Annotated in this window: 20 protein-coding genes; 15 read left to right on the top strand and 5 right to left on the bottom strand. The window is 74.8% G+C overall.

The genetic code is table 11. From position 1 onward, the window contains the following. Position 1 precedes the first annotated feature (1 nt). The 4 genes from hisC to BLW63_RS12620 all read left to right on the top strand — a co-directional run bounded on the left by hisC (position 2) and on the right by BLW63_RS12620 (position 3,886). Positions 2-1,114, top strand: a complete 1,113-nt coding sequence (gene hisC / locus BLW63_RS12635; protein WP_091156436.1) for a histidinol-phosphate transaminase — start codon at positions 2-4, stop codon at positions 1,112-1,114. A 60-nt stretch (positions 1,115-1,174) separates the two neighbouring features. Beyond that, positions 1,175-2,197, top strand: a complete 1,023-nt coding sequence (gene trpS / locus BLW63_RS12630) for a tryptophan--tRNA ligase (protein WP_091156432.1) — start codon at positions 1,175-1,177, stop codon at positions 2,195-2,197. Beyond that, positions 2,194-2,751 (top strand): 2'-5' RNA ligase family protein, encoded by a 558-nt coding sequence (locus BLW63_RS12625; protein ID WP_091156428.1) that lies wholly within the window; start codon positions 2,194-2,196, stop codon positions 2,749-2,751. The genes trpS and BLW63_RS12625 overlap by 4 nt, the downstream gene beginning before the upstream one ends. 115 nt (positions 2,752-2,866) lie before the next feature. Further along, complete coding sequence (locus BLW63_RS12620; RefSeq protein ID WP_091156425.1) at positions 2,867-3,886, top strand: YihY/virulence factor BrkB family protein; 1,020 nt, start codon at positions 2,867-2,869, stop codon at positions 3,884-3,886. Here BLW63_RS12620 and BLW63_RS12615 read toward each other — a convergent pair. Further along, on the bottom strand, positions 3,780-5,096 hold the full coding sequence (locus BLW63_RS12615; RefSeq protein ID WP_091156421.1) for a D-alanyl-D-alanine carboxypeptidase family protein: 1,317 nt from the start codon (positions 5,094-5,096) through the stop codon (positions 3,780-3,782). The genes BLW63_RS12620 and BLW63_RS12615 overlap by 107 nt on opposite strands. Before the next feature lie 256 nt (positions 5,097-5,352). Here BLW63_RS12615 and BLW63_RS12610 point away from each other — a divergent pair, with 256 nt between their 5' ends. The 10 genes from BLW63_RS12610 to BLW63_RS12565 all read left to right on the top strand — a co-directional run bounded on the left by BLW63_RS12610 (position 5,353) and on the right by BLW63_RS12565 (position 17,365). Beyond that, a complete protein-coding gene (locus tag BLW63_RS12610; RefSeq protein WP_091156417.1) occupies positions 5,353-6,402 on the top strand; it encodes a BMP family lipoprotein in 1,050 nt (349 codons plus the stop codon). A gap of 237 nt (positions 6,403-6,639) precedes the next feature. Beyond that, positions 6,640-8,208 carry an ABC transporter ATP-binding protein gene (locus BLW63_RS12605; RefSeq protein WP_091156414.1) on the top strand — a complete coding sequence of 523 codons (1,569 nt, stop codon included), beginning with the start codon at positions 6,640-6,642 and terminating at the stop codon, positions 8,206-8,208. Further along, a complete protein-coding gene (locus BLW63_RS12600; RefSeq protein ID WP_091156411.1) occupies positions 8,205-9,416 on the top strand; it encodes an ABC transporter permease in 1,212 nt (403 codons plus the stop codon). Before BLW63_RS12605 ends, BLW63_RS12600 begins: the two co-directional genes overlap by 4 nt. Before the next feature lie 55 nt (positions 9,417-9,471). Further along, entirely contained in the window at positions 9,472-10,749 is a 1,278-nt protein-coding gene (locus tag BLW63_RS12595; RefSeq protein WP_091156406.1) for an ABC transporter permease, read from the top strand. Between the two features lie 48 nt (positions 10,750-10,797). Next, entirely contained in the window at positions 10,798-11,220 is a 423-nt protein-coding gene (locus BLW63_RS12590) for a cytidine deaminase (protein WP_091156403.1), read from the top strand. Then, on the top strand, positions 11,220-12,491 hold the full coding sequence (locus BLW63_RS12585) for a thymidine phosphorylase (protein WP_091156401.1): 1,272 nt from the start codon (positions 11,220-11,222) through the stop codon (positions 12,489-12,491). Before BLW63_RS12590 ends, BLW63_RS12585 begins: the two co-directional genes overlap by 1 nt. 264 nt (positions 12,492-12,755) lie before the next feature. After that, complete coding sequence (locus BLW63_RS12580) at positions 12,756-13,661, top strand: ABC transporter ATP-binding protein (RefSeq protein ID WP_211517104.1); 906 nt, start codon at positions 12,756-12,758, stop codon at positions 13,659-13,661. Next, complete coding sequence (locus BLW63_RS12575; protein ID WP_091156398.1) at positions 13,658-14,476, top strand: ABC transporter permease; 819 nt, start codon at positions 13,658-13,660, stop codon at positions 14,474-14,476. The genes BLW63_RS12580 and BLW63_RS12575 overlap by 4 nt, the downstream gene beginning before the upstream one ends. 44 nt (positions 14,477-14,520) lie before the next feature. Further along, positions 14,521-15,597: an adenosine deaminase gene (locus BLW63_RS12570; protein WP_091156395.1), complete on the top strand. Its 1,077-nt coding sequence runs from the start codon at positions 14,521-14,523 to the stop codon at positions 15,595-15,597. A gap of 232 nt (positions 15,598-15,829) precedes the next feature. Further along, complete coding sequence (locus BLW63_RS12565) at positions 15,830-17,365, top strand: DEAD/DEAH box helicase (RefSeq protein ID WP_091156392.1); 1,536 nt, start codon at positions 15,830-15,832, stop codon at positions 17,363-17,365. Between the two features lie 283 nt (positions 17,366-17,648). On the opposite strand, the gene BLW63_RS12560 is transcribed toward BLW63_RS12565, so the two are convergent. Together BLW63_RS12560 and BLW63_RS12555 are read right to left on the bottom strand one after the other, a co-directional pair. Then, positions 17,649-19,082, bottom strand: coding sequence for a hypothetical protein (locus BLW63_RS12560; RefSeq protein WP_091156390.1), 1,434 nt, complete (start codon positions 19,080-19,082; stop codon positions 17,649-17,651). A gap of 42 nt (positions 19,083-19,124) precedes the next feature. Further along, entirely contained in the window at positions 19,125-20,333 is a 1,209-nt protein-coding gene (locus BLW63_RS12555) for an FAD-dependent oxidoreductase (RefSeq protein WP_091156387.1), read from the bottom strand. A 61-nt stretch (positions 20,334-20,394) separates the two neighbouring features. Between BLW63_RS12555 and BLW63_RS12550 the strand changes: the two genes are divergently transcribed. Beyond that, on the top strand, positions 20,395-20,883 hold the full coding sequence (locus BLW63_RS12550; protein ID WP_211517103.1) for a MarR family winged helix-turn-helix transcriptional regulator: 489 nt from the start codon (positions 20,395-20,397) through the stop codon (positions 20,881-20,883). 89 nt (positions 20,884-20,972) lie between these two features. On the opposite strand, the gene BLW63_RS12545 is transcribed toward BLW63_RS12550, so the two are convergent. Both BLW63_RS12545 and BLW63_RS12540 read right to left on the bottom strand, forming a co-directional pair. Continuing rightward, complete coding sequence (locus tag BLW63_RS12545) at positions 20,973-21,842, bottom strand: aldehyde dehydrogenase family protein (protein ID WP_091156385.1); 870 nt, start codon at positions 21,840-21,842, stop codon at positions 20,973-20,975. Then, positions 21,839-23,302 carry an aldehyde dehydrogenase family protein gene (locus tag BLW63_RS12540; RefSeq protein WP_091156383.1) on the bottom strand — a complete coding sequence of 488 codons (1,464 nt, stop codon included), beginning with the start codon at positions 23,300-23,302 and terminating at the stop codon, positions 21,839-21,841. The genes BLW63_RS12545 and BLW63_RS12540 overlap by 4 nt, the downstream gene beginning before the upstream one ends. Positions 23,303-23,356 lie beyond the last annotated feature (54 nt).

The raw sequence follows: 23,356 nt of genomic DNA, 5'->3' as shown, positions 1-23,356 counted from the left end.
CGTGGTCAGCGCACGACCGGCGGTGCAGCAGCTGCCCGCCTACCGGCCGGGGCGCAACCCCGCCGACCTCGCGCGGGAGATCGGTGTCGAGCGGGCGGTCAAGCTGGCCAGCAACGAGGTGGCGTTCCCGCCGTTGCCGGCCGTCGTCGAGGCGTTGGCCGTCGCGGCCGCGGAGACCAACCGCTACCCCGACAACGGCGCCGTCGTCCTCACCGCCGCCCTGGCCGAGCGCTACGGCGTCGACCCCGCCCAGGTGGTGATCGGCTGCGGCGCGGTGATGCTCTGCCAGCAGCTGGCGCAGTCGTTCAACGACCCCGGCACGAGCGTCGCGTTCGCCTGGCGGTCGTTCGAGATGTACCCGCTGCTGGCCCAGGTGGCCGGCGCCCGGTCGATCCCGGTCCCGCTGGTGCCGGGCCGCCCGGGCGGGCCGGCCGACACCCACGACCTCGAGGCGCTGGCCGCCGCGATCGACGACACCACCCGCGTCGTCTTCGTCTGCAACCCGAACAACCCCACCGGGACGGCGGTGCGCCGGCCGGAGCTCGAGCGCTTCCTCGACGCCGTGCCCGCCGACACCCTCGTCGTCCTCGACGAGGCCTACCGCGAGTTCGTCACCGACCCCGACGTCCCCGACGGGATGGCGCTGCTGCGCGGGCGGCCCAACGTCGCCGTGCTGCGCACCTTCTCCAAGGCCTGGGGGCTGGCCGGGCTGCGGGTCGGTTACCTGGTCGCGGAGGACCCGGCGGTCGCCGACGCGGTGCGGCGGACGCACGTGCCGTTCAGCGTCTCCACACTCGCCCAGGCCGCCGCGGTCGCGGCGCTCGCCAGCGAGGAGGAGGTCCGCCGGCGGTGCGCCGCGGTCACCGCCGAGCGGGAGCGGCTCACCGCGGCGCTGCGCGAGCGGGGCCTCGACGTCTCCGACAGCCAGGCCAACTTCGTGTGGCTGCCGGTGGGGGAGGAGGCCGCAGGGCTGGCGGCCGCGCTGGAGGTCCGGGCGGTCATCACCAGGCCGTTCGCCGGGCAGGGGATCCGGGTGACCGTCGGCACGCCCGAGGAGGACGACGTCCTGCTCGCCGCGCTGGACGAGGTCCGGTCGACCGCTCCGGTCGCGTGACCCGCCGCTGACGAGGACGTTCGGGATGTGCGGCGCCACGCTCCGGGATCGGCTGGTTTGATGGCCGTCGTGCCTCTTCCGCGTGTGCTCTCCGGCATCCAGCCGACGGCGGGTTCCTTCCACCTCGGCAACTACCTGGGCGCACTGCGGCAGTGGGTCGCGCTGCAGGAGACGGCCGAGGCCTTCTACTGCGTCGTCGACCTCCACGCGATCACGATGGACTGGGACCCGGAGGAGCTCCGGCAGAACACCCTGACCGCTGCCGCCCAGCTGCTCGCGCTCGGCGTCGACCCCGCGCGCAGCACCCTGTTCGTGCAGAGCCACGTGCCCGAGCACGTGCAGCTGTCCTGGGTCATGGAGTGCCTCGCCCGCTTCGGCGAGGCCAGCCGGATGACCCAGTTCAAGGACAAGAGCCAGCGGGAGGGCACCGCCGGTTCCTCGGTCGGGTTGTTCACCTACCCGGTGCTGCAGGCCGCCGACATCCTCGTCTACCAGGCCGACGAGGTGCCCGTGGGTGAGGACCAGCGCCAGCACCTCGAGCTGACCCGCGACCTGGCCATCCGCTTCAACGGTCGCTTCGGGGAGACCCTCACCGTCCCCAGCGCACGGATCCCCGAGGGCGCGGCGAAGGTCCTCGACCTGCAGTCACCGGAGAAGAAGATGAGCAAGAGCCTGCCGCCGGCCGGCTGCGTCCTCCTGCTCGACGACCCGAAGGTGACGGCCAAGAAGATCCGCTCGGCGGTCACCGACACGGGCCGCGAGGTGGTGGCCGACCCCGAGGGCAAGCCCGGCGTCACCAACCTCCTCACCATCCACAGCGCGCTGTCCGGGCGCGGGATCGGCGAGCTGGAGGAGCACTTCGCGGGCCGCGGGTACGGCGACCTGAAGAAGGAGCTGGCCGAGGTGGTCGCGGACTTCGTGACGCCGGTCCGCCAGCGCACCCAGGAGCTGCTCGACGACCCCGCCGAGCTGCAGCGCACCCTCGGGCAGGGAGCCGCGCGTGCGCGCGAGGTCGCCGCCCGCACCGTCGCCGACGTCTACGAGAAGGTCGGCTTCCTGCCACTGGCGGGAGCGCCCGCGTGAACGACGACACCTTCGTCCCGCGCAGCCGCGGCGCCGACCGGACCGCGGTCCTGGGCGTCGTCGTCCCCATCCCGGAACCCTGGTCGCAGCTGTTCGTGGACTGGCGCGCCAAGGTCGGCGACCCACAGGCCAACTCGGTCCCGCCGCACGTCACGCTGCTGCCGCCCACCGAGGTGCCGCGGTCGCACCGGCCGGCCATCACCGCGCACCTGGCCGAGGTCGCCGCCAACCACCCGCCGTTCGACATGCACCTGTCGGGCACCGGCACGTTCGCGCCGGTCTCGGCGGTCGTGTTCGTGGCCGTGGCCCGCGGCATCGGCAACTGCGAGCTGATCGCCAACGACGTCCGGCGCGGGCCGCTGGCCCGGTCGCTGTCCTACCCGTACCACCCGCACGTGACCGTGGCCCACGACGTCCCCGGCGACATGCTCGACCTGGCCTACAGCGGCCTGTCCGACCTCTCGGCGGAGTTCCGGGTGGAGCACTTCACGGAGTTCGAGCAGGCGCCCGACGGCAGCTGGGTCGTCGCCCGCGAGTACCCCCTCACCGGGTGAAGGACCCCGTCCTCCTCACCGCTCGCACGCTCGCGGCGAGCCCCTGGACGGGGCCGGCCCGGGACGTCACGAGGCCGGGGCGCGGCGGGCGCGGTCTGCCCGCAGACTGGGGCGGGTGAGTGCCACCCGGACCGAGCGGTCCGCGCCCGCGCCCGCCGAGGGCCAGCCGCCGGGCGGCCGCTGGTCGCGGGTCACCCAGCTGCCCGGCCGCTGGCAGGAGCGGGTCACCCGGCTGCGCCGCCGGTTCCCGTGGTTCGACCACCTCGCGCGCGCCGGCGGGCGCTACCAGCGCACCCAGGGCGACCTCATGGCCGCGGGTGTCACCTACTTCGTCTTCCTCGGCCTGGTGCCGGTGCTGCTGCTCGTCGCGTCGGTCATCGGGCTGGTCCTCGCCGGCAACGAGCTGCTGCAGCAGGAGCTCTACGCGACCATCCGGGAGAGCTTCCCCGGCCCGACCGGCGCGGAGGTCACCGGCGAGCTGGACGGCGCCGTCGGCTCCGCGGGGATCACCGGGCTCATCGGCCTGGTCGGTTTCCTGTACGCCGGGCTGCGCGCCATGGACAAGTTGCGGCTGGGCATGGAGCGCATCTGGAAGGGGCGCGTCGACGACCCGGAGTTCCTCCGCGACAACCTGCAGGACCTGCTGGCCCTGGCCGCCTTCGGCCTCGCGGGACTGGTCAGCCTCGGCCTCACCGGCGGGGTCACCCGGGCCACGTCGTGGACGCTGGCGGCCCTGGGACTGGAGCGGGCGCCCGGCCTGTTCCTGCTCACCGCGGTGCTCGGGCTGGGGCTGGCCGTCGTCACCGACGTCGTCGTCTTCCTGTGGCTGCTGCGGGTGGTGCCCTCGACCTCCTACCCGCTGCGCCGGCTGCTGCCCGGGGCGCTGTTCGGCGCGGCCGGCTTCGAGGTGCTGAAGCTGGTCGGCAGCCTCTACCTCTCGCTGATCTCGGGGAGCGTGACCGCGTCGGCCTTCGGCGGTGCCGTGGGCATCCTGATCTGGATCAACGTCGTCTGCCGCTTCGCGTTCTTCACGGCCGCATGGACGGCGACCCTGCCCCGGGTCCAGGGGGGCGCCCGCGTGGTGCCCGAGGTGGTCGCCCCGGCGGTGCCGTCCGGGGACGGCCGGACGACCTGACCGACGCGGGCACCACCCGCACCGCCCGGCGGACGCCGACCACGGTGGCGACGACGATGCCCGCCGCGGTCACGGCCAGCCCCACCGGCAGCAGCAGCTCCTCGTCCCCCGCGACCGGGAGGGACACCGGCGGCCGGGCGAGGTCCGGCGGACGGCGTGCCGGCGTCTGCGGCGGCGGGACGGCCGCGGCGGAGTCCACCAGCCGGCCCGGGTGGTGGGGGTGGTCACCTCGCCCGGCCTGGACCGCGAAGCCCCAGTCCAGCAGCAGGGCGGCCTGGTCGGCGGCGCGCAGCGGGACGTTCTCGGTGCCCATCACGCTCACCACCAGCCGCCGCCCGTCCCGCTCGGCGGCGGTGACGAAGGCGTGCCGGGCGGCGTCGGTGAAGCCGGTCTTGCCGCCGAGGTTGCCCGGGTAGTCGGCCAGCGGGTTCTCGTTCTGGATCTGGAAGCCGGGGGATCGGCCCTCGACCGCGGGGACCTGCGCCACCGGCGTCCGCAGCAGAGCGACCACCGCCGGGTCCGCGACCAGCCGGCGGAAGACCAGCGCGAGGTCGTAGGGCGAGGAGGTCTGCCCGGCGACGTCCAGGCCGGACGGCGTCCCCGCGACGGTGTCGTGGGCGCCGATCGATCCCGCCACCTCGTTCATCGCCCGGACGGTGAGCTCCGCGCCCCCCGCCGCGCGGGCCAGGGCGCCGGCCGCGTCGTTGCCCGACTGCATGACCAGCCCCTGGAACAGCAGGGACACCGGGTAGCGCCCGCCGGCGACCAGGCCGACCCGGCTGCCCTCCACCGCCTCGTCCTCGACGGTGCCCTCGACGGCCTCCGCGGGGTCCAGGAGTGGCAGGAGGGTCAGGAGGGTCAGGGTCTTCAGCGTGCTGGCCGGGTAGAAGCGGCCGTGCGGGTCGCGGGCGGCCAGCACCGCGCCGCTGCCGGCGTCGGCCACCAGCCACCCGGGGGCGACCACGCCGGCCGGCAGTGGTGGAGCGCCGTCGGTGACGACGGTGCCGCGGGTGTCCAGCCCCTCGCCGCCCACCGTCACCCCGCCGGGCCCGCTGCCCTGCGGCGGGCCGCCCGGCACCGGCGCCGTGGGGGTGGGCGCGGACGGATCGGCGGTGGGGCGCGCCTCCTCGGCCAGTGCCGGTCCGGGCCCGCCGAGCAGCAGCCCCGCGGCCAGCACCGCGGCGGCCAGCCGTGCCACCGCCGGTCGCATGGCGGCACGCTAGCCCCCGCCGTCGCCGGTCCCGCGCGGGCCCGGCGGGTGGCGCAGGCCACGGCGTAGACAACGATCGAGTCTCGGTCTCCGACGCGGGGTTCGGCGCAGCCGCCGGGCGCGGTTAGCGTGCCGTCGTCGCGTGCTGTGGGAACCGGCGTCCGCCGGCAGTCATGCACGAACCCGACCCACCGGGACCGGCCGCCTCGTCCGTGCGGCCCGTCCCTCCAGAGAGGAGACCGTCTTGCGCCGGAGGATGAGGGCCGCGGCTGTGCTGCTGGCCGGCAGCATGGCCCTGGCAGCCTGTGCCAGCGACGAGCCCGCCGGCGGCGGCAGCGGCGAGGGCGGTGGCGGCGCCGCCGCCGAAGAGCTCCGGATCGGCCTGGCCTACGACGAGGGCGGCCGCGGCGACCAGTCGTTCAACGACTCCGCCTACGCCGGCGCGGCGGCGGCTGCCGACGCCCTCGGTGCCGACCTGCAGGAGCTCAGCCCCAACGAGGACGCCTCCAACCGCGCCGAGCTGCTGACCCAGCTGGCCGAGCAGGGCTTCAACCCGGTCATCGCCGTCGGCTTCGCCTACGACGATGTCATCGCCGAGGTCGCGCCGCAGTTCCCCGACACCACGTTCGCCCAGGTCGACGGCTCGAACTCCGACGGCGCCAAGGGCGACAACGTCACCGGCCTGGTCTTCGCCGAGGAGCAGGGCTCCTTCCTGGCCGGCGTCGCGGCCGCGCTGAAGAGCGAGAGCGCCCACATCGGCTTCGTCGGTGGCGTCGAGAGCCCGCTGATCGAGAAGTTCGAGGCCGGCTACGTCGCCGGTGCGCAGGCGGTCAACCCGCAGATCCGCGTCGACCGGCAGTACATCTCGCCGGCCGGTGACTTCTCCGGGTTCAGCGACCCCGCCCGCGGCCAGATCGTGGCGCAGGGCATGTACGACGCCGGTGCAGACATCGTCTACCACGCAGCGGGCGGCTCGGGCCTGGGCGTCTTCCAGGCGGCCGCCGGCTCCGGCAACCGGGCGATCGGTGTCGACTCCGACCAGTACCTGACGGTCGGCGACCCGGCGCTGCAGGCCGTGATCATGACCTCGATGCTCAAGCGGGTCGACAACGCCGTGGAGCAGTTCATCAACGACTACTCCGAGGGCAACGTCCAGGGCGCCGAGGACGTGCTGAACGACCTGTCCACCGAGGGCATCGGCCTGGCGACGTCGGGCGGCTTCATCGACGACATCCAGGACGACATCGACCAGTACGCGCAGCAGATCACCGACGGCACCATCACGGTCCCGACGACGATCGAGTGACACCCGTGCGGGTGTTCCCGCACGGTAGGACCACCCTGTGACGCGGGCCCGGGCGGCGATCGCCCGGGCCCGCGCTGCTCGGGGCGCGCCCCGGGCTCGGTCCGGGGCCGGCGAGTGGGGCACCATACCCACGGCCCCCGGGCCCCGAGACGCCGGCGGAGCGGCCGATCCCGCACGCCGGCGCCATCCGTAGTGACCTCCCGCCCACCGGCGGGTCCACAGCGAGGAGATGCCGGCATGGCCCCAGCAGACTCGCCAGCAGCGCGCTCGGCGGCGGGCGACGTCCCCCTCGCCGTCGAGCTGCGCGGGATCACCAAGCGCTTCCCGGGCGTGGTGGCGAACAAGGACATCGAGCTGCGGGTCCGCCGGGGCGAGGTGCACGCCATCGTGGGCGAGAACGGCGCCGGCAAGTCGACGCTGATGAAGACCCTCTACGGCGAGCACCGCCCCGACGAGGGAGAGATCCTCGTCGACGGCCGCCCGATCCACTTCCGCAGCCCGTCGGACGCCATCGCCGCCGGCATCGGCATGGTCCACCAGCACTTCATGCTGGCCGACAACTTCACCGTCCTGGAGAATGTCATCCTGGGCAGCGAGCCCACGAAGGGCGGCCGGCTGGACCGCGCGGGGGCCCGGCGCCGGATCGAGGAGATCTCCGAGCGCTACAACCTGGGCTTGCGGCCCGACGCGCTCGTCGAGGACCTCGGCGTCGGGGACCGGCAGCGGGTGGAGATCGCCAAGGTGCTCTACCGCGACGCCCGCATCCTGATCCTCGACGAGCCGACCGCCGTCCTCGTGCCACAGGAGGTCGACGAGCTCTTCGGCAACCTCGCGGAACTCAAGCGCGAGGGCCTGACGGTCATCTTCATCTCGCACAAGCTCGACGAGGTGCGCCGCGTCGCCGACTCGATCACCGTCATCCGGCGCGGCACCACCGTGGGCACCGCCGACCCGCGGACGACGACGGCCAAGCAGCTGGCCGAGCTGATGGTCGGCGCCGAGCTGCCCACCCCGGAGACCCGCGAGTCCACCGTGCGCGAGACCCCGGTGCTGCAGCTGGTCGGGGTCAGCGTCACCGACGGCGGCCAGCGCCCCGTGGTGGACGACGTCACGCTCACCGTCCGCGAGGGCGAGGTCGTCGGCATCGCCGGCGTCGAGGGCAACGGCCAGGCCGAGCTGGTCGACGCGATCATGGGCTTGCGCCAGCTGACCGCCGGCTCGGTGCTGCTCGGCGGGGAGGACGTCACCGCCTGGAGCACCCGCGCCCGGCGGGAGAGCGGGGTGGGCTTCATCCCGGAGGACCGGCACCGGCAGGGCATGCTGCTCGACGCGCCGCTGTGGGAGAACCGCATCCTCGGGCACCAGACCCGCCCGCCGGCGGTGAAGGGGCCCTTCATCGACCGCCGCGGCGCCCGGACCGACACCGCCCGCATCATGCGCGAGTACGACGTCCGCGCCCCCGGGCCGGACACCCTCGCCGTGGCCCTCTCCGGCGGCAACCAGCAGAAGTTGATCGTGGGGCGGGAGATGAGCGCCCGGCCGCGGCTGCTCGTCGCCGCCCACCCGACCCGCGGCGTCGACGTCGGCGCCCAGGCGGTGATCTGGGAGCTGCTCAAGGACGCCCGCGCCGAGGGGCTGGGCATCGTGCTGATCTCGGCCGACCTCGACGAGCTGATCGGCCTGTCGGACACGCTGCACGTCATGCTGCGCGGCCGGCTGGTGGCCAGCCTGGACCCGCGGCGGGTGACCCCCGAGGAGCTCGGCGGGCACATGACCGGCGCACGGACGACGGCGGGTGCGGCGTGAACGGCCTCGTCCGCCGGGTGGGGCTCTCCCTGCTCGGCCCGGTGCTCGCCGTCCTCGTGGCCCTGGTGATCTCCGCGGTCGTCATCGCGCTCATCGGGCAGGATCCCCTCGAGGCGTTCCGGGTGATGACCAACCTCGGCGACAGCCCCTCGCAGCAGGTGCAGTCGATCGTGGTGATCCTCAACCGCGCGGTGCCGCTGTTCCTCGCGGGCCTGGCCGTGGCCGTCGCGTTCCGGATGGGCCTGTTCAACATCGGCGTCGAGGGCCAGTACCGGATGGCCACCATCCTCGCCGCCGCGGTCGGGGCGGCCGTGGCGCTGCCCGGCCCGTTGCACCTGCTGCTGATCGTGGTGGTCGCGATGGTGGTCGGCGCGCTGTGGGCCGGCATCGTCGGCGTGCTCAAGGTGACCCGCGGCGTCAGCGAGGTCATCAGCTCGATCATGCTGAACTTCATCGCCCTGGGCCTGGCGTCCTTCCTGCTCACCGGCCCGCTGCGGGGCAGCCCGCCGGGCGCCTCGATCGTCACGACCGCCGAGATCCCCGAGTCCGGGCGGGTGCCGAGCCTCAACGGGCTGCTCACCGCGCTGGGCCTGGCCGCGCCGCGCAGCGGTCTCCACGGCTTCCTGCTGGTGGCGGTCGTGGTGGGCGTCGTCGTCGCCGTGCTGCTCCAGCGCACCCGGTTCGGTTTCGACCTGCGGGCGACGGGCCTGTCGCCCTCGGCGGCCACCGCCAGCGGCGTCGACGCCCGCGGCATGGTGGTCAAGACCATGCTCATCTCCGGCGGCATCGCCGGGTTGATCGGCCTGCCCGACCTGCTCGGCTCGCAGTACGACTACGGCACCGAGTTCACCGCCGGGCTGGGCTTCCTCGGCATCGCGGTCGCGCTCCTGGGGCGCAGCACGCCGATCGGCATCGCGCTGGCCGCGCTGCTGTTCGCCTTCCTCGACCGGGCCGCACTGCCGCTGCAGTTCGCCGACATCCCGTCCTCGGTCGTGACGATCATCCAGGGCACGATCGTCCTCGCCGTCGTCATCGCCAACGAGATCGCCCGCCGCCTGGCGCTGCGCTCGGCCGAGCGGGCCGGCGCCGCCGCCGGCCCCGGTCCGCAGACCGACGGGGACGACGGCGCGCCACCACCCCGCGCGCCGGACGGTGGACAGCGGGTCCACACCGGCGTGCCGGGCGGCCAGCAGGGAGCGCAGGCATGAACCAACCCCACGAAGACGCTCCGCTGGTGCTCCACGTCTCCGCGGGGGCCCCGGTATGAGCACCACGGCGACCACCCGCACCGGGCAGCCCAGCCGCGGCCCCCTGACCGACCTGCTCACCGGCGGCGGCCGGGTGCGGCGGGTGCTCTGGCTGCTCGTCGGCCTGTGGCTGCTGTTCTCGCTGGTCCGGGTCGTCTCGGGCGAGCAGGAGCTCACCTCGTCGTCCACCCTGGCGGCGGCGCTGCTGCTCGCCGTCCCCATCGGCCTGGCCGCCCTGGGCGGGCTGTGGTCCGAGCGCGCGGGCGTGGTCAACATCGGCCTCGAGGGGATGATGATCCTCGGCACCTGGGGCGCCGGGTGGGCCGGCTACCAGTGGGGCTGGGTCGGCGCGGTCGCCGGCGGCGTGGTCTTCGGCGCGGCCGGGGGTCTGCTGCACGCGATCGCCACGGTCACCTTCGGAGTCGACCACGTCGTCTCCGGCGTCGCGATCAACATCCTCGCCGGGGGCGTCGTCCGCTTCCTCTCCGAGCTGCTGTTCACCGAGGACACCGGTGGTGGCCCGACGCAGTCGCCGTCCCTGGCCAGCGACCCGCCGTCCTTCTCGCTGCCGGTGCTGTCCTCCGGGCCGGACCTGCTCGGCGACCTCGAGGGCCGGCACTGGTTCCTGGTCAGCGACCTGGCCGGGCTGCTGCGCGGGCTGACCAACGGCGTCGGCCTGCTCACCCTGCTGGCCGTGCTGCTCATCCCGGTGTCCTACCTGCTGCTGTGGCGCACCGCGTTCGGCCTGCGGCTGCGCTCCTGCGGCGAGAACCCGGCCGCGGCGGACTCGCTCGGCGTCCCGGTGTACCGGCTCAAGTACCTCGCCGTGATCGTCTCCGGGGCGCTGGCCGGGCTCGGCGGCGTCTTCCTGGTGTTCGTCGCGGGCATCTATCGCGAGGGGCAGACCGGTGGCCGCGGCTTCATCGGGCTGGCGGCGCTGATCTTCGGCAACTGGCGGCCCGGCGGGCTGGCGGCCGGCGCGGGCCTGTTCGGGTTCGCCGACGCGCTGCAGCTGCGCAGCCAGACCGCGGTGGTGGCCCTGCTGCTGCTCATCGCCGTCCTGCTGGCCGGCGTCGCGGTGTACCAGGCGGTGCGGCGCAAGCTGACCCAGGCGGGGCTCGCCGGCGTCTTCGGCGTGGCCGCGCTGGTCGGCTTCCTGACCATCGACCGGCTGCCCGAGGGCATCGTCTTCTTCACCCCGCACCTGACCACGCTGCTGGTGCTGTCGCTGGCCTCCCAACGGCTGCGGATGCCGAAGGCCGACGGGTTGGTCTACCGACGAGGGGAGCACTGACGTGAACGGCTTGGCCGTCCTGCCGGCTCCGCCGGGCGGGAGCGAACCGTGAGCACAGCCGGACCGGACTGGGAGGCGCTGCGCGCGGCCGCCCGGGAGGCGATGACGCACGCCTACGCCCCGTACTCGCGGTTCCCCGTGGGCGTGGCCGGGCTGGTCGACGACGGCCGCGTCGTGACCGGCTGCAACGTCGAGAACGCCTCGTACGGGCTGGGCCTGTGCGCGGAGTGCGGCATGGTCAGCGACCTCGCCCGCACCGGCGGCGGCCGGCTGGTCGCGGTGGCCTGCGTCGGTGGCGACGGTCAGCCGCTCATGCCCTGCGGGCGGTGCCGGCAGCTGCTGTGGGAGCACGGCGGGCCGGAGATGCTCATCGAGACCGTGTCGCTGGGGATCGTGCCGATGCGCGAGGTGCTGCCCGACGCGTTCGGTCCCGACGACCTGGTCGCCGCCGCCGAGCGGGGGCAGGGCTGATGGACGCGATCGACGTCATCCGCACCAAGCGGGACGGCGGGCAGCTCAGCGCCGGGCAGATCCGCTGGGTGATCGAGGCCTACACCCGCGGGGCGGTGTCCGACGAGCAGGTCAGCGCGCTGCTCATGGCGGTGTTCTTCCGGGGGATGGCCCCGGACGAGCTCGCCGTCTGGACGCAGGCGATGGTCGACTCGGGCGAGCGCAAGGACCTGTCCTCGCTCGGCCGGCCCACCGCCGACAAGCACTCCACCGGCGGGGTGGGCGACAAGACCACGCTGCCGCTGGCGCCCCTGGTGGCCGCCTGCGGGGTCGCCGTCCCGCAGCTCTCCGGCCGGGGCCTCGGGCACACCGGCGGCACGCTGGACAAGCTCGAGTCGATCCCGGGCTGGCGGGCCGACGTCCACGAGGAGGCCTACCTCGCGCAGCTGCGCGACGTCGGGGCGGTCATCTGCGCCGCGGGCAACGACCTCGCGCCCGCGGACAAGAAGCTCTACGCGCTGCGCGACGTCACCGGCACGGTCGAGTCGATCCCGCTGATCGCCAGCTCGATCATGAGCAAGAAGATCGCCGAGGGCGCCGACGCGCTGGTGCTCGACGTGAAGACCGGCTCGGGCGCGTTCATGAAGGACGTCGCCTCGTCGGTCGAGCTGGCCCGGACGATGGTCGGCCTCGGCGAGGCGGCCGGCGTGCACACCGTGGCGCTGGTGACCGCGATGGACCGGCCGCTGGGCCGCGCTGCGGGCAACGCCGTCGAGGTGGCCGAGTCGGTGAAGGTGCTGGCCGGCGGGGGACCGGGCGACGTCGTCGAGCTGACCCTCGCGCTGGCCCGGGAGATGCTCGCCGGCGTCGGGCGCGGCGACGTCGACCCGGCCGACGCCCTCCGCGACGGGCGGGCGATGGACGTCTGGCGGCGGATGATCACCGCGCAGGGCGGCGACCCCGACGCCCCGCTACCCCAGCCGGCCGAGCGGCACGTGGTGACCGCCCCGGCCACCGGCACGCTGACCCGCCTCGACGCCTACGCGCTCGGCGTGGCCGCCTGGCGGCTGGGTGCCGGCCGGGCGCGCAAGGAGGACCCGGTGTCGGCCGCCGCGGGCGTGGTGTGGACCGCCGGGGTGGGGGAGCGGGTGGTGGCCGGCCAGCCGCTGCTGGAGCTGCACACCGACGACGCCGCGCGCATCCCCCGGGCGCTGGAGGCGCTGGAGGGCGCGGTCGGCGTCGACGCCGGCGAGCAGCCGCTGCCCCTGCTGCTGGACCGCATCACCGCCTGAGGCCGCGCCCGCCCCGCGAGATCTGCACAGTGGCGGCCTTCCGGTTCCCGATGGCCGCCACTGTGCAGATCTCGTTCCGGCGGGCAGGGGCCGGGATGGGCTCCACGTAGGTCGGGAACGGCTGTTGGCCGCGGCGGCGCGAGGAGCGGGGCCCCGGAGGGGTCCCCGAGGAGTGCCGGGATGGGCTCCACGTAGGTCGGGAACGGCTGTTGGCCGCGGTGCGGCCCGGAGGGCCGCGATGACGGAGTGGGAGGATCCACTCTCGTGACCAGTCCGTCCGCGCCCGTGGTGGCCGACAACCGGCCCCGGCCCGGCGACCCGCTGGACCCGGACGCCGCGATCTCGGTCCGCGGCCTGGTGAAGCGGTACGGCGACCGCACCGCCGTCGACTCCCTGGACCTCGACATCCGCCGCGGCGAGATCTTCGCGCTGCTGGGTCCCAACGGCGCCGGCAAGACCACCACCGTCGAGGTGCTCGAGGGCTACCGCAAGCGCGACGGCGGCGACGTCCGCGTGCTCGGCACCGACCCGGCACGCGGCGGACGGCGCTGGAAGGCGCAGCTGGGCATCGTGCTGCAGTCCGGCGCGGGCGACAGCCAGCTGTCCGTGCGCGAGCTGCTCGTGGCGCGGGCGTCGTACTACGCTGCGCCGCGCGACCCCGACGAGGTGCTGGAACTCGTGGGCCTCACCGAGAAGGCCGGCGCCCGTGGCCGCACCCTCTCCGGGGGCCAGCGCCGGCGGCTCGACGTGGCGCTGGGCATCGTCGGCCGCCCCCGGCTGCTCTTCCTGGACGAGCCGACCACCGGCTTCGACCCCGAGGCGCGGCGGCAGTTCTGGGCGCTGATCCGCTCGCTGCGCGACCTCGGCACCACGATGCTGCTGACCACCCACTACCTCGACGAGGCCGAGGCGCTGGCCGACCGGGTCGGCGTCCTCGCCCGCGGCCAGCTCGCCGAGGTCGCCGTCCCCGCCGCGCTGGGCGGGCGGGGCACCGCACCGGCCGTCGTCCGCTGGACCGAGAACGGCGTCCGGCGCACCGCCGAGACGGCCACGCCGACCGCGTTCGTGCGGGAGCTGGCCGCCCGCTTCCCGGGTGAGGTGCCCGACCTGACGGTGGCCCGGCCGACGCTCGAGGACGTCTACCTGAAGATGATCGGGGACGACTCGTGACCGCCGCCGCCCCGGAGCGTCCCGCGCTGGCCCCGCTGGGCCGGGTCTGCCTGACCCGCGCCGGCGTCGAGCTCAAGGAGTTCTTCCGCCAGCGGGAGTCGGTGGTCTTCACCCTCGTCTTCCCGGTGATCCTGCTCCTGGGACTGGGCGCGGTGCTCGACTACGACCTCGGTGCCGGCGTGGACTTCCCGCAGTACTTCATGGCCGGGGTCATCACCGCCGGCATCGTCGGCGCCAGCCTGCAGAACATGGCGATCCACATCGCCGGGGAGCGCTCCGACGGCACGCTCAAGAGCCTGCGGGGCACGCCGATGCCGGCCGGCGCCTACTTCGTCGGCAAGGTGGCCCAGGTGCTCGCGGTGGCGGTCGCGACCATCGTGCTGCTACTCCTGGTCGGCGTCCTCGTGTACGGCATCGACCTGCCCTCGGGTGCCGACTGGCTGACCTTCGCGTGGGTGTCGGTGCTGGGTGCGGCGGCCTGCACGCTGCTCGGCATCGTCGTCTCGACGCTGGCCCGCAACGGCCGGTCGGCGTCGGCGACGGTCACCCCGATCGCGCTGGTCCTCGAGTTCGTCTCCGGCGTGTTCATGCCCTTCGACCAGGTGCCCGGCTGGCTGCAGGACGTCGCCGCGGTCTTCCCGGTCAAGTGGCTGGCCCAGGGGCTGCGGTCGGTGTTCCTCCCCGACGCGCTGGCCGCCCGCGAGCCGGCCGGGTCGTGGGAGCTCGGCACCGTCGCGCTGGTGCTCGGCCTGTGGTGCGTCGCCGGCCTGGTGCTCTGCGCGGCCACCTTCCGCTGGCAGGACCGGGAGGGCTGACTCCCCGGCTCAAGCGGGCGGACCCCGCTGTCGAGAATGAGACGGTGCCCGCACCGCTGACCACCGACTCGATCCGCCGCGCGCCCAAGGTGCTGCTGCACGACCACCTGGACGGCGGGCTGCGGCCGCAGACGGTGCTCGAGCTCGCCGACGAGGCCGGCTACCGCGATCTCCCGGCCGGTGACGCCGAGTCGCTGGGCCGCTGGTTCCGGCAGGCCGCCGACTCCGGCTCGCTGGTGCGCTACCTGGAGACCTTCGCGCACACCGTCGCGGTGGTGCAGCGCCCGGAGGCGGTCAGCCGGGTGGCCCGCGAGTGCGCCCTCGACCTGGCCGCCGACGGCGTCGTGTACGCCGAGGTGCGCATGGCGCCGGAGCTGCTCACCGACGGCGGCACCCCGATCGAGGAGGCGGTCGAGGCGATCCTCGACGGCTTCGCGAAGGGCAGCGCCGAGGCCGCCGCCCAGGGCACGCCGATCACCGTCGGCACGCTGCTGTGCGCCATGCGGCAGAACGACCGGTGGGACGAGGTGGCCGGCCTGGTGGTGCGCCACCGGGACGCCGGGGTGGTGGGCTTCGACCTGGCCGGCCCGGAGATCGGCTTCCCGCCCGACCGGCACCCCTCGGCCATCGCGCTGCTCGACCGGGCGGGGGCGCACCGCACGGTGCACGCCGGCGAGGCGGCCGGCACCGACAGCATCCTCGCCGCCCTGGACGGCGCCCGGGCCGAGCGGCTGGGGCACGGAGTGCGCATCGCCGACGAGGTCGCCGCGGACGGCACTCTCGGTCCGGTGGCGCAGCGGGTGCTCGACGCGCAGGTGCCGCTGGAGGTCGCACCGTCGTCCAACGTGCAGACCGGCGCCTACCCCTCGCTGGCCGAGCACCCGGTCGACCGGCTGCACCGGCTCGGCTTCGCGGTCACCGTCAACACCGACAACCGGCTGATGAGCCGGGTCTCGGTCACCAGCGAGCTCGCCGACGTGGCCACCACGTTCGGCTGGGGCTGGGACGACGTCGTGACGGTGACCGAGCGGGCGCTGGCCGCGGCGTTCCTGCCCGAGGACGAGCGGGCCCGGCTGCTGGCCGACGTCGTCCGCCCGGGGTACGCGGCACTGCGCGGCTGAGCGTGGCGGGGGCCACCCTCGATCGCGGGAATCCGGGCTCGACCTGCGCTGCTACGGTATGTGTACCGGCAGTCGCCGGTCATCCTCTCCGGACGGTCCGTCCGGGCATGAGCGCATCCGTGCAGATCCGCAGCGTCCCCTGACGCAGTGATCGCCAGTGAGGACGCCGGTCGACGGTGTCCGCGCACCACCACGGGACGCGCGCCGAGAAGCATCGGAGTCCCACACCCGCATGACCACGTTCGACACTGTCGACGTCCAGACCACCCCTGAGACCCCCGAGGTCGGGACTGCCGAGGTCGAGGCCCCGGCCGGTCCGACCTTCGCCCAGCTGGGCCTGCCCCAGCAGCTGGTGACCGCGCTCGAGCGGCGCGGCATCCGCCACCCCTTCGCCATCCAGGCCTCCGCCCTGCCCGATGCCCTCGCCGGGCGCGACGTGCTGGGCAAGGCCGCCACCGGCTCGGGCAAGACGCTGGCCTTCGGCCTGCCGCTGCTCGCCCGCCTGGGCGAGACCGCCCGGCGGGGCCCGCGTGCCCCGCGCGCGCTGGTGCTCGTGCCGACCCGCGAGCTCGCCCAGCAGGTCTTCGACAACCTCGCGCCGCTGGGCCAGTCGATCGGCGTCCAGCTGACCACCGTCTACGGCGGTGCCTCGATGTACCGGCAGATCCAGCAGCTGCGCCGCGGCGTGGACGCCGTCATCGCCACCCCCGGCCGGCTGCAGGACCTCATCGGCCAGGGCGAGGTCACCCTCGACGAGGTCGCCGTGACGGTCATCGACGAGGCCGACTTCATGTCCGACCTGGGCTTCCTGCCGGTCGTGCAGGAGCTGCTCGACCAGACCCGCCCCGACGCCCAGCGGCTGCTGTTCTCGGCCACGCTGGACGGCGAGGTGGACACCCTGGTCCGCCGGTACCTCAAGGACCCGGCCCGGCACGAGGTCAAGCGCGCCGGGGACGACGCCCCGCCGGCCGAGCACCTGGCCTACAGCCTGGCCTTCCGCGACAAGGTCGCGGTGACCGAGCAGCTGGCCGCGCGGCCGGGTCGCACGCTCGTCTTCGTGCGCACCCAGCTCGGCGCCGACCGGCTGGCCGGCAACCTGCAGGCCGCCGGCATCAAGGCCGAGGCCATCCACGGCGGGCTGCCGCAGGGTGCCCGCCGCCGCGCGCTGGAGGCGTTCACCGACGCCCGCAGCCCGGTGCTGGTCGCCACCGACGTCGCCGCCCGCGGCATCCACGTCGACGACGTCTCGCTGGTCGTGCACTACGACCCGCCGGCCGATCACAAGACCTACCTGCACCGCTCGGGCCGCACCGCCCGCGCCGGCGCCGGCGGTGTCGTGGTCTCGCTGCTGCTGCCCGACCAGGTGGGCCAGGCCAAGCGCCGGTTCCGCCAGGCCAAGGTGGAGCCGGTGGTGTCCCGGATCCGCCCGGGCGACGCCCCGATCACTGAGCTCGTCGCCACCGGCGTGCACGTCGAGCCGGTGCAGCGCCCGGTGCGCGAGTCCCGGCGCCCCTCCGGTGGGCACGGCGGTCCCGGTGGCCGGCGTCCCCGCCGGGACGGCGACCGGCCGCGTCGCGACGGCGACCGGCCGCGTCGTCCCCACGGGGAGCGGCCGCGCCGGGACGGCGACCGTCCGGCGTCCGGCGAGCGGCCGTACGGCGAGCGTTCCCGCGGGTACGGCGACCGGCCGTACGGCGGCGAGCGCGGGGAGCGTCGGTCCAGCCCCTACCGCGGCCAGGGCCGGCGCCCGGAGCGTTCGGCGGACTGAGGAAGGACCCCCTGCCCCCCGCCATCGCAGGCTCGCGGCGGGACCCTGCAGGGGCCAGCAGCACGTCGCCGGGCTCGAGGCGGTTCCTGAGAGCCACACGGCAGCGGCCGGTCCCGGATCCCCGGGGCCGGCCGCTGCCGTTCGTGGTGGGGGTGCCCGCCCTCCCTGTTGATCATGGGGCTGTTGCCGCGGAACACGCCGACAGCCCGCGTGTCCGGCTGCAACACCCCCATGATCAACTCGGGGAGAGGGGTCTGCTGCACGCGGGGAGGACGGGGTCCTCTCAGTCGCGGAAGACCAGCGCTCCGCTGACCTCGGTGACGACCTCGTCCCAGGCGGGGCGCAGCACGGCCGCGTCCTCCGCGCGCAGCGGCGTGTCCGGTACCCGCTCGCCCGTCGCGACCGCGCGCCCGAGCGGCGCGTCGGGGCGCAGCAGCTCGTCGACGCGGGTCAGCCCGGCGTACTCGGCGATGTCGCGGACACCTTCCACCTGCTGGGCGAGGACCCGGTGGTCGACCAGCCCGGCCGCGCCGTCGGCGACCTCGCCCAGCACGTCGCTGAGCTCGGTGAGGTCGTAGCGGTCCTGGTCCGAGGGCAGCGGCGGGGTGGTGGTGTCGGCGACCTCGGGCCAGGAGGCGATCTCGGTGAGGTCGTGGGCCTCGTCGCCGCGGCAGAAGCGGGTGAGCTCGTCGGGGGAGTCGAAGAGGAAGACCTCCCCGTCCCGGCCGAGGAAGCGGGCGCGGTCCTCGACGTAGCAGCGCAGCGTGAGCCCGGCGCCCTCGGGGACGACGACCTCCACCGGCAGGATGCCCACGGCCTCCCAGAACTCCGCGGCCCGCGCCACCTCGGCGGGCGGCGCGGCGATCCGGCCGGCGCGGGCGATGGTGCTGACGCCGGCCGCGGCGGACGCGGCCGCGGTCGCGCCCCCGGCCGGGCGCCGGGCCGCCGCGGCGTCGTCCTCGGCCGCGTCGTCCTCCTCGTCGTACCCGTCGTCGTCCGACTCGGCCGCCGAGGGGTAGTCGTCGACGGAGACGGTGCCGCCGCCGGTCCAGTCCAGGTGCGCGCCTAGCTCCTCGATGACGTCCTCCCACAGGTCGTCGAGGGCGCCGCCGACGCCGACCCAGGCGTCCTCGCCCGATCGGCCGAGGAACGCCTCGACGCCCAGCCCGAGCGAGCCGATCTCCGGGCGCGCGACCAGCTCGGCGAGCGCGCCGAACTCGCCGCCCCGGGAGGCGGCGCTGTCGGGCCGGCGCTCCAGCTCGATGTCGTCGTCGACGTCCGCGCCCTCGTTGGCGTCGGTCAGCTCGTCGTCCTCGTCGTCGTCCTCGACGTCGAGGCACTCGGCCAGCCGGGTGACGATGTCGATCGTCGCGGCCAGCTCCTCGACGGCCCACCGGTCGGGGTTCTCGGCGGCGATGTCGTACACGCCGTCGAGGTCGTAGCGGTGGTCGTCGTCCGGGGTGAGGTCGGCCGGTCCCAGCCCGACCACGACCGGCCAGACCGGGTGGTCGGCGAGGTCGTGGTCGGTGCGGGTGCGGCAGAACGCGGCCAGCGCGGCCGGCGTCGGGAAGAGGTGCACGCGGGCCCGGTCGTCCTCGGACGTGCCGAGGAAGGCCTGCCACTCCTCGCCGTCCTCCTCCCACGGTGGAGCCCACAGGGTGAAGCCGGTGCGGTCGTCGAGGGTGAGGGCGATGGGGACGATGCTGGGCCGGGCCACGCGCCCATCCTGCCCGGTCGGCCCGGGAGCGCACCCCCGGGTTCAGGCGCGCACCGGCTCGTCCCAGTCGACGTGGTGACCGGTGAGCCAGTCGTCGGGCGTGGCGCCGCGTCGCGCGGTGCGGGCGAGGTGGCGGGCGAACAGCGGCATGGCCACCCGGTCGCGCGCCCAGCGGCCGACGGGCCCCGGCGCCTTGGTGTCCCCGGTCCGCTTGCCCCGCCGGACGACGGCCTGCACCCGGCGCCGGCGCAGCGTCTCGTACGCGGTGCAGGCCTCGGTGAGGGTGGCCCGGTCCCGCAGGCAGCGGGCCAGCGTGACGGCGTCCTCGAAGGCCATCGCCGCCCCCTGCCCGGACGCCGGGGATGCCGCGTGCACGGCGTCGCCCACGAGCACCACGCCGTCGCGGTGCCAGGTGGGCACCCGGGGGAGGTCGTGGGTCGGCCAGCCGGCGAAGAGGCGGTCGCTGGCCGCCAGCAGTGCCTCGACGGGCAGGTCGTCCCCGGCGAACAGCTCCCGCAGCCGCGGGCGCCAGGCCTCGGGGTCGTCGGCCGCGAGTTCAGCGCGCGTCGGCTCCTGCGCGCTCGGCGGGTTGGCGAACCACCACACGTCGCCGTCCGGGCTCGCGACCGTGCCGAGGAAGCACCGGCGGCCGAACCAGAAGTCCATGACCCCGGGCGGCCGGCCGAGGTCCGTGTTGCGGGCGTAGCCGCCGACGTTGAGCAGTCCCGTGTAGCGAGCGGCCGGAGCCGCGGGGTCGACGATCGTCCGGGTCCGTGACCGCAGACCGTCGGCGCCGACCAGCAGGTCGCCCTCGGCCGTGGTCCCGTCGCCGAAGTGCGCCCGCACCCGGCCGCCGGGCAGGTGCTCGGCGTCCCGCAGCCGCCGCCCGTGGTGCACGGGCACCCCGCTGCGGGCCAGTGCCCCGTGCAGGACCGCATACAGGTCCGCGCGGCGGGTGCTGGTCGCCTGCAGGCCGTCCGGGCGCGGGGCCGAGGAGTCGAAGGCGACCAGTTCCCGCCCGGCGGCGGTGCGCATGGTCATCCGCGGGGTGGCGAAGCCGGCCGCACCCACCTCCTCGGTCAGGCCGAGCGGGGCCAGCGCGTCGAGGCCGTTCGCGGCCAGCGTGAGCCAGGCGCCGAGTCCCTCGGCCGGTCCGGCCGCCTCATGGACCGACACGTCCGCGCCGATGCGGTGCAACGCCAGCGCCGTCGTCGCTCCCGCCAGTCCGCCGCCCACGACGATCGCGTCCACCGCTGCCTCCAAAGAAGTTCGTTCGATCGAACGAAACAACTGTCGAGGCTAGGCTCCGGTCGTGTCAAGGGAGCGCGAGGAGCTGGTCGCGCAGACGTTGGCCGCCGGCCGCGAGCTCTCGACGGCGGTGGTCATGTTCCACACGGCCGTCGGGGCGCTGGCCGGGCTGTCGGTCACCGAGACCAAGGCGCTGGAGGTCATCCACCGCGCGGGCCCGCTCACCCCCGCCGATCTCGCGCGGCACACCGGGCTGGCGCCCGCGTCGGTGACCGCGCTGCTGGACCGGCTCGAGCGCAAGCAGGTGGCGCGCCGGGTGCCGCACCCGACCGACGGCCGCCGTTCCCTCGTGGAGATCGACCCCGGGCACCTGGTGCGCCAGCAGGAGGTCTTCGCCGATCTGGTGCACCGGCTCGAGGCGCTGGGGGACGGGTTCGACGAGACCGAGTTGACGGCCGTCGTCCGGTACCTGCGCGCCGCGACCGCCGCCCAGTTGGAGGCGACGCGGCGGCTCACCGGCGACCGGGCCGGTGAGCCGCCCGCAGCGGACTGAGGGCCGTCAGAGCTCGATCGGGTGTCAGGAGGAGGACCCCGTCCTCCCCATCCTTCGCGAGCTCAGGGCGGGACCCGGGACGGGGCCGATCAGAGGCCGATCGGGTGCCAGACCGTCTTGGTCTCCAGGAACGGCGTCAGCCGGGTCAGTCCCGGGTCGGCCGACCAGTCCGGCTCCTCGGCCGGCGGCCGCACGACGCGCTTGATGCTGCCCGCGGCGAGGCGCTCGAGCTCCATCGCACGGTCGGCGGGGGCCCCGGTGAGGTCGATGGCGTCGACGTCGTCGTGCTCGGCGAGCCAGGGACCGATCTCCGCGGCGTCCCCCGTGAGCAGGTTGGCCACCCCGGCCGGGACGTCGCTGGTCGCCAGCACCTCGCCGAGGGTGACCGCGGGCAGCGGGCGGGCCCGGGAGGTGACGACCACGGCCGTGTTGCCCCCGGTGAGCACCGGCGCCAGCACGCTGACCAGGCCCAGCAGCGAGGAGCGCTGCGGGGCGAGGACGGCGACGACGCCGGTCGGCTCGGGCAGCGAGAAGTCGAAGTACGGCCCGGCGACCGGGTTGGCCCCGCCGAGGAGGGCGCCGAGCTTGTCGGTCCACCCGGCGTACCAGACCCAGCGGTCGATGGCGGCGTCCACGGCGGCGCGCGCCCTCGACGAGGACAGGCCCTCCCCGGCCGCGACCTCCTCGCAGAACTGCGCGTGCCGGCCCTCCATCACCTCGGCCACCCGGTACAGCACCTGGCCGCGGTTGTAGGCGGTGGCGCCCGACCACTTCGCGAAGGCGCCCCGGGCGGCGACGACGGCGTCCCTGGCGTCCTTGCGGGAGGCCCACGCGGCGTTGGCGAGGAAGGCCCCCTTGGCGTCGGCCACCTCATAGGTCCGGCCGGACTCCGAGCGCGGGAAGGCGCCGTTCACGTACAGCTTGTACGTCTTGCGGACGGCGAGACGGTCGGGGCTCACTGGCCACCCTCCAGGTACGCGGCGAGCCCGTGGCGGCCGCCCTCGTGGCCGTAGCCGGACTGCTTGTAGCCGCCGAAGGGCGATGTCGGGTCGAACTTGTTGAACGTGTTGGCCCACACCACCCCGGCGCGCAGCCGGTCGGCGATCGCGAGGATCCGCGAGCCCTTCTCGGTCCAGATGCCCGCCGAGAGCCCGTAGGTGGTGTTGTTGGCCTTGGCCACCGCCTCGTCGGGCGTGCGGAAGGTGAGCACCGACAGGACCGGCCCGAAGACCTCGTCGCGGGCGATGCGGTGGGCGGGGGAGACGTCGGTGAACACCGTCGGCGGGAACCAGTAGCCGCGCTCGGGGAGCTCGCACGCCGGCTGCCAGCGGTTGGCCCCCTCGGCCTCCCCGATGTCGGACAGCTCCCGGATGCGGGCGAGCTGCTCGGCGGAGTTGATCGCGCCGATGTCGGTGTTCTTGTCCAGCGGGTCGCCCAGGCGCAGCGTGCCGATGCGTCGCTGCAGCGAGGCGATGACCTCCTCGTGGACCGACTCCTGCACCAGCAGCCGGCTACCGGCGCAGCACACGTGGCCCTGGTTGAAGAAGATGCCCTGGACGATGCCCTCGACGGCCTGGTCGATCGGGGCGTCGTCGAAGACGATGTTGGCCGCCTTGCCGCCGAGCTCCAGGGTGAGCCTCTTGCGGGTGCCGGCGACGGAGCGGGCGATGGAGCGGCCCACCTCGGTCGACCCGGTGAAGGCGACCTTGTCGACGTCCTCGTGCTCGACGACGGCCCGGCCGGTCTCGCCGGCACCGGTCACGATGTTGACCACGCCCGGCGGCAGGTCGGCCTGGCGGCAGACCTCGGCGAACAGCAGCGCGGTCAGCGGGGTGGTCTCGGCCGGCTTGAGGACGACGGTGTTGCCGGTGGCCAGCGCCGGGGCGACCTTCCACGCCAGCATGAGCAGCGGGAAGTTCCACGGGATGACCTGGCCGGCCACGCCGAGCGGCCGGGGGCCGGGGCCCAGGCCCGCCCAGTCGAGCTTGTCGGCCCAGCCCGCGTGGTAGAAGAAGTGCGCCGCGGCCAGGGGGACGTCGACGTCGCGGGACTCCCGGATCGGCTTGCCGTTGTCCAGCGACTCCAGGACGGCGAACTCCCGCGCCCGCTCCTGCAGCAGCCGGGCGATGCGGAACAGGTACTTGCCGCGGTCGGCCGGGCGCATCGGGCCCCACACGCGGGTGAACGCGCGCCGGGCGGCGCGGACGGCGCGGTCGACGTCGGCGTCGGTGGCGGTCGGGACCTCGGAGAGGACCTCCTCGGTGGCCGGGTTGACCGTCTTGAGGGGGGTGCCGGACCCGTCGACGAACTCGCCGTCGACGAACAGGCCGTAGGACGGCGCGATGTCGACGATGGAGCGCGACTCGGGCGCGGGGGCGTACTCGAACAGGCTGTGGGTGGGTGGGGTCTGGGTGCTCATGGCTGGTCGACGCTCACGTGGTCGGGGGCGGAGGGCTGGAGGACGGTCGGGACC

It is taken from the genome of Geodermatophilus africanus (assembly GCF_900107105.1).
GTDB lineage: Bacteria > Actinomycetota > Actinomycetes > Mycobacteriales > Geodermatophilaceae > Geodermatophilus > Geodermatophilus africanus.
The sequence above is the reverse complement of the archived record's forward strand: the minus strand, read 5'-3'. Positions and strand labels throughout refer to the sequence as shown.